The following is a 13,262-nucleotide window of genomic DNA, read 5'->3' on the forward strand; positions in this document are numbered from 1 at the left end:
ACCTATAGAAAACTTCCAGTCCCGAGGACCAGGTCGGAGGCACACCCTCTTCCTGAGCGTCCCAATACAGACCAGGAAGGCCTGCCCATGTCTCTTTTTTTCGACCATAGCCACCACAAACTCCGGGTCCACGATCTCGACATCGATCTGGACGTTCTCGCTTTTCGCGGCGAAGAACACCTCAGCCAACCCTTCAGCTATTGCATCGAATTCACTTGCAGCGAACTCGACATCGCCGCCGATCAAGTGCTCAGCCACAGTGCCCGTTTCAGCCTTTACGCAGCCAAACAACTACCGGTGATAAAGGGCTTGCCGATCCCGGAAATCAAACCCCTACGCACCCTCCATGGCGTCATTACCGGTTTCAAGCGCCTGTCCGCTTCCATCGACGAAGCCCGCTACGAAATCACCCTGCAACCGCGCCTGGCGCTGCTCGGTCGCGGCCAGCAGTTTCGTATTTATCAGGACAAGTCCGTGCCGGAAATCGTTGAGCATATTCTGCGCAGCCGACATGATTTCGAAGGTCATCAGTTTCTCTTCAAGCTGGCGCGTGAATACCCTCGCCGCGAGCAAGTCATGCAATACGGCGAAAGTGACCTGACCTTCATCGCCCGGCTACTGGCCGAAGTCGGCATCTGGTATCGCTTCTCCAGCAACGAACGTCTGGCTGTGGATGTCGTGGAATTTCACGACGATCAACGCCATTACCAGTTCAACGTCCAACTGCCGTATCGCCCGCCCGCCGGCCTGAGCAGCGATCAGGATGGCGTATGGGCCCTGCAAACGAGCCATCAGGTGGTGGAACAGCACGTCAACATCCGCGCTTACCATCACCGTGACATCTACGCCTACCTGGACGGCGAGATCGACCAGACCCGCGGCGCCAAAGCCACCTACGGCGAGGCCTATCACTATGCCGAGCCCTACACCGTTCTCGGCGATCGCTATGCCCAGGATGAAGACCTGCAAAGCGAAAGCGGTCATTTCTACGCCCGGCTGCGCCACGAACGTTACCTCAACCACCAGACCCGGCTCAGCGGTACCAGCAGCAGCGCGACGCTGGCGCCGGGTCAAGTGCTCAAGATCACCGATGGCGCGCCCAAGGCCTTCGCCCTGGGCACCGTCATCACCCACCTGATTACCAGCGCTGCGCGGGATCGCAGCTTCGAGTGCAGCTTCCACGCAATCCCCTATTCGGAAACCGTGTGCTTCCGACCGCCTCTGCTGCCCAAGCCGAAAATGGCCGGCACCGTGCCCGCCCGGCTGACCAGCCCCGTCGCCAACTACCCCTACGCCGAACTCGACAGTGAAGGACGCTACCGGGTCAGCTTCATGTTCGACCGTGACACCTGGCAGCCAGGTGAGGAAAGCCTGTGGCTACGCCTGGCCCGGCCTTACGCTGGCGATACCTACGGCCTGCACCTGCCATTGATTCCAAGGACCGAAGTGGCAGTGGCCTTTGAACAGGGTGATCCGGACCGCCCCTACATCGCCCATGCGTTGCACGACAACGAGCATCCTGACCATGTGACCCTGGAAAACTACCGGCGCAATGTCCTGCGCACGCCAGCCAATAACAAGCTGCGGATGGAGGACGATCGTGGTCGTGAACACGTCAAACTCAGTACCGAGCACAGTGGTAAAAGTCAGCTCAACCTCGGGCATCTGGTTGATGCGAAGGATAAGAAGCGTGGTGAGGGTTTTGAACTGCGCACGGATGGTTGGGGGCGGTTCGGGGTGGAAAAGGTTTGTTCATTAGTGCCGATGAGCAGCCCAAAGCCCAGGGCCAGCAACTGAACATGAGCGCCGCCATCGATCAGTTGGAAAGTGCGCTGTCATTAGCTCGCTCCCTGGAGCTGGCCGCGCGTAACGGACAAGTGACGCCTGGAGACATCGCGAGCCAGGAACGCCTGAACGACGCCCTTAAGGGGTTGGCGCAACCGGGCGTGCTGCTCCACGCGCCGGCAGGTGTCGGCGTACTCAGCCCTAAAGCGGTGTGCGTTTCTTCAGGCACTGAAAGCGTGGGCATCATGGCCGCGCACAACGTCGACCTCAGCGCGGGGCACGATATCACCGGCACCGCAGAAGGCGGCGTCAGCCTGTTTGCGCAACAGCAGGACCTGCAGCTTAAGGCGGCCCACGGCAAGGTCGAACTGCATGCACTGAACAATCTTTTACATGCCCTAGCCAAGCACGACTTCAAGATCGAAAGCGTCGAGGGCCGCGTGGTCATCAGTGCTCGTGAAGAAATATTGCTCAAAGTGGGTGAGTCCTTTTTCAGTCTCACGGGCAGTAAGGCCGAGTTAGTCGTTCCACCCGGCGAAATTCTCCTCAAGGCCCTGCACGTGCGAAAGATGGGCGGGGTTGGCAGCGACACAGTGGGCACGCCACTGCCCTCGGGTTACTCCGCCGGTTACACCCTGCTGGATGAAATGGGGGAGCCGCTGCCGTTTGCCCGTTACCGAATCACCACTCAACAAGGTGAAGTGTTCAAAGGAGTGACTGACAAGGATGCGCAGACCATGAGTGTGCATACCTTGCTGCCGGCGAACTTGACGCTTGAGCGTACCAACGAAAAACCAGGGTCTGGTCCGGGACATTGGGTGACCGTTGATCATGATTATCAAGGCCTGCAAAACACCGCTCACATGGCAATCAATCGCCTTATGTCCATGGGGGATGAAGGCCGACTTTTTGGATCGGAAGGCAAGGACTACATGAACACCAAGCGCGACAAGGTTCAGATTTGGACGCGCTTGCCTGAAGACGCTGGTGAAGTTCTTGCGATGCAATCTGCGACTTATAACTACGGAGAAGAACGACGAATAACCCAAACATATCTAGAGGGGGATGATTCTTGGGCCACGGGTGGGAAGTCTTGGTATTGGCAGCCAGTAACGGCCGATGACGTATACGAAAAAGAGGGAGAAGGTAAATGAGGTCGGGATGGCTTTACATGTTTTGGGGTGGGATGGACTTATTTTACGTCGTCCGCTTCTGCTACCTCAATGTATCTCGTGGGAATGTTCCGCTGTATACGGACGTGCAGTCATTTATATTGTTAAGTTCAGAGCATGGAGTGGCGTCGCTTGTGTTTTTTCTGTTAGGCATTGTACTAAATGTCTCAATTGCTTTTTCAATGTTGTTGTTTTTTCTAAATTCACGCGCCGCACCCTATGTAGCCTATGCTCAAATTCCGCTCCGAATAATATTGACTATTCCCTCTTTGTCGTTTCTTTTTTGGGCTTCAAAAGTTACAGGCATGACATCCGCAACGCTGGTGCTTGGTCTTCTATTGCTTTCGGAAATCATAAAGTTTTGTACGATTTATTTTCGAGAAAGGCTGCGCTTGATTTAGTGGTGATCGCTACTGATTAAATATCTAATATTCAAGGACTGACATGAATAACACCCTACACCGTACGGATACATTGAATCCTTTTAAAACCGTTGCCATCGGGGATAAGCCCATCCTCCACTGGATCGAATTTCAATTATTGGACGAACAGGGCGAGCCCCTGGCAAACATGCCTTATCGGGCTGTGAACGAGGCCACTCGCACCGGCGTCGCTGAAGAATATGTTGGCATCAGCGATGCCCAAGGCGTGATCCGCATCGATGGCCTACATCCGTTGGCCATCACCCTGAAGATTGAGGCTGATCCGCTGGCCGAGCAACTGCAGACTCGTCGTCTACGTGCCGAACGGGCGGAACCACGCCGTCCCGCCATTGGTGACCGGACTCCGCTTTATGGTCCGCAACGCCCGGGGTTTTCGCCGATTGAGAAACAGGCGCTTGCGGTGGGGCATGGCTACCACTATTTGCGAATTGGTCAGTTGTGTGATGAGGAGCCAAAGTTCGCGCCGACTTCAGCAGATCCCGAGCAACTTTCGGCCTTTCATTTTCCGGATCCGGATTTCAGTGGTTTTACCGTTGGCGACGATCAACTGAATCGACGTCATGTGCTGGAAGTTTGTCCGTTCCGCGCCTGGTCGCTGGTGTTGCACCATCAGGCCGAATACAGCCTGGCCAATGCTTACAACCTGGGGTTGATGAGCATTCTGGCATACAGCAAACGGGCCCAAAAAGACCATGGGTCCCCCGAGGAGTTTTTTGAACAGCAATGCTTAGACCTGTCACGCACGCCAAGGGTGTGGGACGACGGCCAGAATTGGCCTTGTCTGGTCATCGATGTGCCTTTTAAGGATTGCTATGTAACGGTTAAACCATTGGACACCGCCAAGGCCGAGCCGCCAGAAGGAAACACCCAATTGTTTTACGCCATCAGCGCATCCCAGGTGCTGGTGGCGTGGCGTGGTACTGAAATGGATGGTCTGGCTGATCTGAGCACCGATCTGACCTTTCGTCCCGTAAGACCGGAGGTTGCTGCCGTATGTGAGCCCAAGGTGCCCTGTGCTGATCTGGTTCCGGCGGGCAGTGTACATCTGGGTTTTCGCGATGCGTTCGAGGTGGCTAGGAGGGTTTATTCAATAGATTTGGGTAAAGCAATTCCTGAAGCTATTGAAGGTAGAGGGTTGTTCATCTGCGGACACAGTCTCGGCGGTGCCCTCGGGCTGGTTCATGCGGTATCGCTGAAAGACAAGAACCCACTGCTGTACACCTATGGAATGCCGCGCACTTTTACCCTCAAGGCCGTGCAGTCTTTGAGCGGATTTCAGCACTTTCGACACGTCAACGATACTGACCTCGTACCCAGCGTTCCACCCGAGGCGGCGCTGGATAACTATCTGTACGACTTGTATGGCCCACTAGGCTCTACCTTGGGGTTTACTTGGTCGTTAGTCCAATTAACGGCAAGTTCGATATTCAAACACGGCGATCCTTACTGTCATCACGGCGAAATCGCCATGTTTTTCAAGGCTGAGCAGCACGTGCATGAGCGCGGCTCTGACTACCCTGCCTACCGCAACAAAGAGGGGCTCGGCGCGCCTTATCACAACAGCATTGCCTACCGATTGCAGGAAAAGGCCAAGTTGTACCTGGTACCCCATCTGGATCCGGAACACGACCAGCAAGCCGAGCAAGCTCATGAGCGCCTCTTTAAATCGTTGAATACTGAAAGTCGCAACAGGTTCTTCCCGCCCCATGGCAATCCGAAGGAAGGGCGCGTAGTCGGCCTCGGTCATCACTTCATGTCGAAATACCAACCGTTCATGTACAGCCAGTTGCTTGAGTCGATCACGCCCGAGCGTGAGCCCTTGCTGAAGTTGCAAAAGGAAAGACGCAAGTTCGAAGAGCAGATGAAAGCCCATTACGGAAGGATTCCAGAAGACGAGTTGTTTCGTAATCGCCTCTTCCTTGAATTGCATAGCCAGGTGGGCCATGCCCTGCGTGTTACGCAAGAGCTTGAGGGCGGTGTCGAGTCACTCCAGCGCTTCGACGCCGTGGCCGAACCCGACGCCTATTACCCGAAAACCTACGAATGAACGCGCTATTGCAGCCAAGGACGCGACCATGATCGCAAAGTTGCCCATTGCTTTACTCACTTTGTTATTCAGCCTGAGCGGTTGCGCCAAGGATTACAGCCTGGCCCCTCCCGCTGACAGCGAGCAGATCACCGTGACCGTGAAGCTGCCCAAGGAACTGAAAACCGAAACCATGTGGGTCATGTATCGCTCCACCACTTGCAAAAGCATTAGCTATGGGGCCAGTGGCCAGCGGCATGAGCTCGATGGTCATCATTCCGTCTATAAGGAGTTCCAGCGTCAGGGGGAAAGTGACCTATATCAAATCGAACTGCCAAAGGATGGGGGGGCGCGTGCAAATGGCATCTGGCCAATGTGACCTTCGGTGTCATCTATGGCGATACGGGGCGTTTTGGCGAGAACGTGGCTTCAGGTGGGGGTGGAGGTGTTGTAGTGATATTCGATCACAACAATTCGCCAAGAGGTGGAGCTGATACAGAAGTAGAAGGTGATTTGACTATAAAGAAAGAATATTACCCTTGGTGAGTGAGAACTTTCTGGGTGGTTATAAGAAATGGATCAGTCTGGCTGGAAGGGGTGATATCTACCTCAGCTATCAAGCATTAACCGCACGAAAGGTATATTTCGAGCCTGTCTTGTACTCTGACTATGTGGTTAGTTCAGAGGGTACAAAAGTACATAAGATAGGCAGTTTTGCTAAGTTCATCTACCCCGACGGCAGCGTCGTAGCTGACGGTAAATGGCGCCCCGACTTCCTGAAACTACAAACCATCCGCACCGGACGTCACCGCGATTGCTTCACCCCAGGGCGTTACGCGAACTGCCCAGACCGTCGCCCACAATTATTGCCCGATTGGCAACCCGAGCCCGACAACCCGGGTTACGGGCATTACGTCATCGTGGACGAGTGGGGCAATAAGCTAAGGGCGTTTTCCTATCGACTGGTTGGCCAGGACGGCCAGATTTTTCAGGGCAAGAGCGGTGCCAACGGGCGTACAAAACCATTGCCTGCCAGCGCACACCCGTTGCGCGAGATCCAGTTTCCCGTGGAGGTGTGGTGATGCCACGTACGCACATCTGGCGTTCGCCACATCGCACGCAAACGCGCTTTTCACCCAATCCAGAACAATGAATTTTTAGTGGCCCAAGGATGACAGCGTCATCCATTTCAAGGCCTGAAGAAAACACTTGCGTGCATTTCACGCGCAAGCAGCTGACCCATGGAGTTCAATATTTATGTCTCAAGGATTTGTTTTGTTGGGTGATAAAACCACCCACGGCGGAGAAGTGATTTCTGCGTCATCGACCACGTTTGTTCAGGGAAAGCCTGTGGCCTTGGTCGGCGACGAAGTCAGTTGCCCGATACCGGGGCATGGCGTGAATCCCATTGTCGAGGGCTGTGCAGACTGGTCCGAAAATGACCGAGCCATGGTGATCAATGGCTGTCGCAGTGAATGCGGTTGCCAGGTGATTTCCAGCGCCCCCGATTGCGCGGTGGTTTGAGCCATGGGTTGGGATCGTCGGGCAGCCGATGTGGGGCAAGCACCGGAGCCTGTTGTGTTGAGCCGATGGATGTTGGCGGCAGGGGTGGCATTGCTGGTGGGTGTGTTGCTTTTTTGGCTGCATGCCTCCGGTCAAGTACCGCTGTTGCAGGTGTTGAATATCTGGGCGTTGGCCGGCTCGCCGCTTCTCCTCTGGTTATTGATTTTCAGCGCACGTGCCTATGCCTACGGCGGGGCGTTGAGTCATCACCAGTTTCTGGAGGACGAGGCGCAAAACGCGCAGGAGTCTTGGCAAGACTGGGCGCGGCGCTCTGTTGCCGTGCATGCCTGTTGTGCATTGCTGCCGGATCAGGTGTCCGCTGCGGTGCTCGCTCGCGGCCGCACCGACTTGCCGCCTCGCACCGGCCAGGCGCGACGTATTTCAGTTTTGCCTTCTGCAGGCGACCGCACACAGGCCTCACTGCAATTGTTGGTTACGGCGGTGGCGACAGCCCTTCACGCCTTGCCGGCCACGCAGGAATTGCGGGTCACCCTGTTAAATGATGCCGGCGCCGGCCAATACGACGCATTGCGCGATGCATGGCAGCGGATCTGGGCTAGCGAAAAATTCAATCTTCAGCCAACGACGATCACGTTGACCGATCAAATGTCCCTTCAATGGATCGACGACGTGCTGAAAACGGGCAGCACCGCCTTTGAGCTGATTCTGGTGCTGCAAGTCAACGGCAAGGCGGCGTATTCCGATGGGTTGGCGGCGCTGCTGCTGTGTTCGGACCAACTCGCGTCGGCTTGCAAGCTGCCGGTATTGGCGGATTTGTTGCGCCCGATGCCGTTGGACGTCACCACGCTCCACAGCGAGCTACCGCTGTTGTTGCAAACCCAGACCAGCGCCCGACTGGCGACAGGACTGTTGGCCGATGGCGCGCACTGGCAGCCCACAATTAACGAAATTTTCGCCATCGGCCGCGCCCATGGCGCTGCGGTGAAGGTGGAGCAACAGTGGATTCAGGAACGGCTGTGCGGTCTGACGGGGCCATTCAGTCACTGGTTGATAGCAGCACTGGGCGTGGAAATGGTGCTGCATCAGCCACAACCGCTATTGCTGTTGGCTGAAGAACAATCACAGCACTGGATCAACACTGTGATCAAAAGGGAGTTGGCATGAAAAACCGGGGTAATGGATGGCAGCGTGGCGGCGCGATGGTTTGGATATTCGCGCTTTTGGTGGCGCTCGGATGGGTGATTTGGGTGTATGGCGATCAAATAGGGTTGGTGGAAAACCACCACAAGTTGTTCGCATTTTTATTGATCGTTGCCATCGCCATGGTGGGGCATTTGACCCCGCGATTGTTGATGTACCTCAAGCTGCAAAGTCATCGTGAGCAGGGACTGGCGAATAAGGTTTTTCCGCAGGCGGATACGAATCCAGTACTGACCAAAAAATCGAGTTTCTCGCTACCCAAAATGTTGGAGTATTTGCGCGAAAACCACGGCTACCTCTGGCGCCGAAAAATGCGTCTACTGCTGGTCGTCGGTGAACCAGAGCAGATCGAAGCCATTGCTCCCGGCCTGGCCGAACAGCAATGGCTGGCTGGCCACGATACCGTCCTCCTCTGGGGCGGCAGCGTACAACAACCACTGGATCAATCATGGCACACACGCTGGTACGGGCTGACCCGCTGGCGCCCGCTGGACGGCGTGGTCTGGGCGTTGAACAAACAGCAAAGCGCCGACATTGCGGCGATGGACGTCGGAGCACGTCACCTGAAAGAACTGGCGCTCAAGCTGCGCTGGCAGTTGCCGCTGCATCTGTGGCAGGTCTGCAACAGTCGTTGGTCGCAGGTCAAGCGCCAGACTCAGCCGGTCGGTTGTCTGTTGCCATCACCCGCGACGGCTCAGGCCCTGGAAACTTCACTGGATAGCCTGCTCGATCCCTTGCATCGCACCGGTTGGGGACAGATGCGCGACTCAATGAGCCATGACTTCCTGATGCGCCTGTCCCGCGATTTGCAGGTCGAGGGCAATGCCCGCTGGCGACAGGCATTGTCGCCGTTGTGGCGGGTGTTTGCCCGTGGTGTGTCGTTGCGCGGGTTGTGGTTTAGCTTGCCGTTGCGCGGTGGTAACGAACATTCAGGCAACTTTTGGTTAGTGGAGTCGGCTTGGGAAGGCGTGCTTGGTGACAAGGCTGTTCAGCATCGCCGTCTGGGCTGGGGCGCCCCGCGCATCGCTTATACCTTCACGCTCGGCCTGGCGTTGGTCTGGGGTGTTGGCCTGTTGTTGTCGTTCGCCAACAACCGGGAGCAGATCGGGCAGGTACAGACCGCGTTGACGGCGTTGCAGCAAGCGCAATCAGCCGACGAACAACTGCTGGCCTTCAACGAGGTCACGCGGGAAGTGGGACGTGCCGACTACCGCGCCGAACACGGCACACCCTGGTATCAGCGCTTCGGCCTGAACCGCAACGATCAACTGCTGGCGACGCTGTGGCCACACTACATCGAGGCCAACAACCGCCTGATGCGCGACCCGGCTGCGGCCCATCTGCAACAACAACTCACGGCACTACTCAAGCTGCCGCCGGACAGCCCCGAGCGCATCCAGCGCGCACCTGCGGCCTACGCGCAACTCAAGGCCTACCTGATGCTGGCCCGCCCGGAAAAGGCCGACGCCGTATTCCTCGCCCAAACCCTCGGCGAGACGCAACCGTTGCGCGCCGATACCTCGCCGGACCTCTGGAAATTGCTGTCGCCAACCCTGTGGCAGTTCTACGCCGAGCAGCTGGCGGCGCACCCGGACTGGCGCATCGAAACCGACAAACGTCTGGTGGCCCAGGTCCGCCAAGTGCTGCTCGGCCAGCTGGGCCAACGCAACGCCCAAGCCAGCCTCTACCAAAAAGTCCTCGACGACGCCGCCAATCATTACCCGGCCTTGAGCCTGCAGCAGATGGTCGGCGAGGCCGATGTGCAAGCGCTGTTTTCCAGCAAAAAGAGTGTCCCCGGCGTGTACACCCGCCAGGCCTGGGAAGGCCACGTGCGCCAGGCCATCGACGCCATCGCCGAGGCACGCCGCGAGGAAATCGACTGGGTGCTCAGCGATAACCAGACTCAGATCGCCGCCGAGCTGACCCCGGACCAACTCCGAAACCAGCTAACCGAACGTTATTTTCAGGACTACGCCAATGCCTGGCTGGACTTCCTCAACACTCTGCGCTGGCAACCGGTCGACAGCCTGGGCGAGGTGATCGATCAACTGGCGCTGATGAGCGACGTGCGCCAATCGCCGTTGATCGCGCTGATGAACACATTGGCGTATCAGGGTCAGGCCGGCGCACGCGGACAGGCGCTGGGCGATTCGCTGGTGAAATCCGCGCAGAAATTGATCGGCCAGGACAATGTGCCGATGATTGAGCAGCAAGCGCCGAGCCATCCGCTGGATGCCAGCTTCGGCCCGTTGCTGGCCTTGCTGGGCAATGAAAATGCCGAAGGCAAGGACGAGCGCCTCAGCCTGCACGCCTTCCTCAACCGCGTAACGCGAGTGCGCCTGAAACTCCAGCAAGTCAGCAACGCCCCAACCCCCAAGCCATGACCCAGGCCTTGGCGCAAAGCGTTTTCCAAGGCCAAAACGTCGACCTCACCGACACCCAATCCTACGGCAGCCTAGTCGCCGCCAGCCTTGGTGCGGAGTGGGATCGCGTCGGCCAGACCCTGTTCGTGCAGCCACTGGAACAAGCCTGGCAACGCGTGCTGCAACCCTCGGCCGCCGGTCTCAACGCTCAGTGGCAGCGCGCAATCGTCAACGAATGGCACGGCGCCTTCGCCGGCCGCTACCCGTTCGCCGTCACCGACAGCGACGCCTCGTTGCCAATGCTCGGGCAAATGATCCGCGCCGATTCCGGGCGCATCGAACAGTTCTTGCAACAGCAACTGGGCGGCGTCCTGCGCAAGGAAGGCAGTCGCTGGGTGGCCGATGCCCGCCATAGCCAGGGCCTGCGTTTCAACCCGCAGTTCCTCACCGCAATCAACCAGCTCAGCCATCTGGCCGACGTGCTCTACACCGACGGCGGTATGGGTATCAGCTTCGAGTTGCAGGGCAAAGCGGTGCGCGACGTGGTGGAAACCGTCTTCGTCCTCAACGGCCAGAAACATCACTACTTCAACCAGAAAGAAAGCTGGCAGCGCTTCAGCTGGCCCGGCTTCAGCAGCCATCCCGGCACCAGCCTGACCTGGACCAACGTGCGTGCCGGCGATCGTCTGTTCGGCGATTTCCAGGGCACCTGGGGCCTGATCCGCCTGCTGGAAAAAGCCCGGGTCACGCCGTTGACTGACAGCGGCAGCCACTACCGCGTGCAAGTGAAAGCGCCAGACGGTCTGGAGTTGACGTGGAACCTGCGCACGGAACTGGGGGCGGGGCCGTTGGCACTGCTCAAGTTGCGGGACTTCAAGTTGCCGACGCAGATTTTTCTGAACAGCGCTGCCTCGAAAACGAATCTGTAAGCGCCGGCTGCGCACTAACCACATTAAAAGGACGCTATTGATGAACAAGGACAATCTGACATTGCAGTATTTCGATGCCGAAATGCGCTACCTGATTGAGGCCGGCAAGGAGTTTGCCGAAGCCTTTCCCGATCGCGCGGCACAACTGAACCTGGATAAGTCCGGCGCTCGTGATCCCAGCGTGGAACAGCTGTTCGAAGGCTTTGCCTTCCTGATGGGACGGTTTCGAGAAAAGCTCGACGATGACTTGCCGGAGTTGACCGAAGGCCTTATCAACCTGCTGTGGCCGCAGTACCTGCGTACCATTCCATCATTGTCCATCGTCGAGCTGGCTCCCGATATCAGGCAGATGAAACGCAGCGAGCGGATCGCTGCGGGTTTTGAGGTGATGTCACAACCCATCGGCCCGCAACGCACCCGTTGCCGCTACACCACCACCGAGGGCGTGACGTTGCAGCCGCTGGAAGTGGAGGATGTGCAGCTTGCCCACGAACCGGACGGACGCTCGCTGCTGCGACTGCGTTTCGCCTGCGGCGCAAGGTGCGACTGGAACGAGATCGACCTATGCCGCCTGCCGCTGTACCTGAATGCCGACGCACCCCTGGCCAGCGCCTTGCATCATGCGCTGACGCTCAACACCGATGAGATGTATGTACGTTTGCCGGGCGATTCGCAGCGTCATCCATTGGAGGGTATTTCGCGCCCAAGGGCTTCGCCGATGAGGATCGCCTGTGGCCCACTGGCGACAGCGCGTACAACGACTATCAGTTGATGCTCGAATACTTCACCTTTCGTGAAAAATTCATGTTCGTTCACCTGCGCGGGTTGGAAAATCTGAAACTCACGCTAGGCATACCCTGGTTCGAAGTGGAGGTGATACTGCGCGAACCCTGGCCGCAAGCGTTCACTCTGAAAGCCGAGCACATTTGTCTGAACGCGGTGCCGGTGATCAACCGGTTCGCGCTGAACGCCAAGCCGCTGAGTCTGGATCCTTTGCAAACTGACTATCTGCTTCGCGGTTCGTGTTTGCAGGACGGTCATACTGAAATTTACTCAGTGGACCAGGTCAGCGCCTCGAAAAACACCGCAAGACACGACTATGTGCCCTTCAGCAGTTTCCGTCACAAGGGTGGCATGCTGCGCGACGAGGAGCCCGAGCGTTACTTCCATACGCGGATGAAACGCGGTGTCAACGGTCTGAATGACACTTGGTTGATCCTGGGAGGCGAGGGGTTCAAGGAAGATTTGCTGGTCGAAAATCAGAGCCTGTCATTGCGCATGACCGGTACGAACGGCCAGCTCCCGCGCAAGGCCCTGCAAAGCACATTGCTCGACACACTGGCGCAAACCTCCAAGACCGGTTTGCGCGTGCGCAATCTCTGCGCACCCACCTTGCCCTGCTACCCACCCAACCGTGACCGCTTCCATTGGCGCGTGCTGAGCCACCTGGGTTCAAATTTCCTGCCAATGCTCGACAATGCCCAAGTGCTGCGCGGTACCCTGTCGCTTTACGACTGGACCGGCAGTGAACTGAATGAACGCCGCCTCGCATCTATCATCGAAGTGAACCACTATCTGCTTGAGCGCTTCGAGAAAGGCTTTCTGCTACGCGGCGTGGACATCGAAGTCACCCTGGACACCAACGGCTTTTGCGGCGACGGCGACATCTGTCTGTTCGGCGAAATGCTCAACCGTTTTTTTGGCCTGTATGCCGATATTCATCTGTTCAACCAGCTCACGCTGATTATGCAGCCTGCGGGAAAGTGCCTGCGATGGAGCGAGAACCATAGTCAGCGTGTTCCCGGTTAAAGGCGGGTGGG

The 13,262-nt window shown here is 57.3% G+C and carries 5 protein-coding genes and 3 pseudogenes; all 8 read left to right on the forward strand.

Annotated features, from left to right (window positions below; all coding sequences use genetic code 11):
- Nucleotides 1–87: 87 nt before the first annotated feature.
- Nucleotides 88–2,348: pseudogene (locus tag CES87_RS13285) on the forward strand (type VI secretion system Vgr family protein); the annotation flags it as partial.
- Between the two features lie 1,053 nt (nucleotides 2,349–3,401).
- Nucleotides 3,402–5,447, forward strand: a complete 2,046-nt coding sequence (locus CES87_RS13290; RefSeq protein WP_128606465.1) for a lipase family protein — start codon at nucleotides 3,402–3,404, stop codon at nucleotides 5,445–5,447.
- A gap of 28 nt (nucleotides 5,448–5,475) precedes the next feature.
- Entirely contained in the window at nucleotides 5,476–5,805 is a 330-nt protein-coding gene (locus tag CES87_RS33095; RefSeq protein ID WP_256590905.1) for a hypothetical protein, read from the forward strand.
- A gap of 163 nt (nucleotides 5,806–5,968) precedes the next feature.
- Nucleotides 5,969–6,508 carry a hypothetical protein gene (locus tag CES87_RS33100; protein WP_256590907.1) on the forward strand — a complete coding sequence of 180 codons (540 nt, stop codon included), beginning with the start codon at nucleotides 5,969–5,971 and terminating at the stop codon, nucleotides 6,506–6,508.
- A gap of 196 nt (nucleotides 6,509–6,704) precedes the next feature.
- On the forward strand, nucleotides 6,705–6,950 hold the full coding sequence (locus CES87_RS13300) for a PAAR domain-containing protein (RefSeq protein ID WP_256590908.1): 246 nt from the start codon (nucleotides 6,705–6,707) through the stop codon (nucleotides 6,948–6,950).
- Nucleotides 6,951–6,953: 3 nt separating this feature from the next.
- Nucleotides 6,954–8,114 (forward strand): hypothetical protein, encoded by a 1,161-nt coding sequence (locus tag CES87_RS13305; protein WP_256590909.1) that lies wholly within the window; start codon nucleotides 6,954–6,956, stop codon nucleotides 8,112–8,114.
- Between the two features lie 299 nt (nucleotides 8,115–8,413).
- A pseudogene (locus CES87_RS13310) lies at nucleotides 8,414–11,442 on the forward strand (ImcF-related family protein).
- A gap of 40 nt (nucleotides 11,443–11,482) precedes the next feature.
- Nucleotides 11,483–13,251, forward strand: a pseudogene (tssF, locus tag CES87_RS13315) (type VI secretion system baseplate subunit TssF).
- The last annotated feature ends 11 nt before the right edge of the window (nucleotides 13,252–13,262 follow it).

This window comes from Pseudomonas sp. ERMR1:02 (assembly GCF_002277815.1).
In the GTDB taxonomy this organism is placed as follows: Bacteria; Pseudomonadota; Gammaproteobacteria; order Pseudomonadales; family Pseudomonadaceae; genus Aquipseudomonas.

Bases quoted from the DNA above. Each gene is read 5' to 3' on its own strand.
- CES87_RS13305 (WP_256590909.1), top strand. From the start codon at position 6,954: ATGGGTTGGGATCGTCGGGCAGCCGATGTGGGGCAAGCACCGGAGCCT.
- CES87_RS13290 (WP_128606465.1), top strand. From the start codon at position 3,402: ATGAATAACACCCTACACCGTACGGATACATTGAATCCTTTTAAAACC.
- CES87_RS33095 (WP_256590905.1), top strand. From the start codon at position 5,476: ATGATCGCAAAGTTGCCCATTGCTTTACTCACTTTGTTATTCAGCCTG.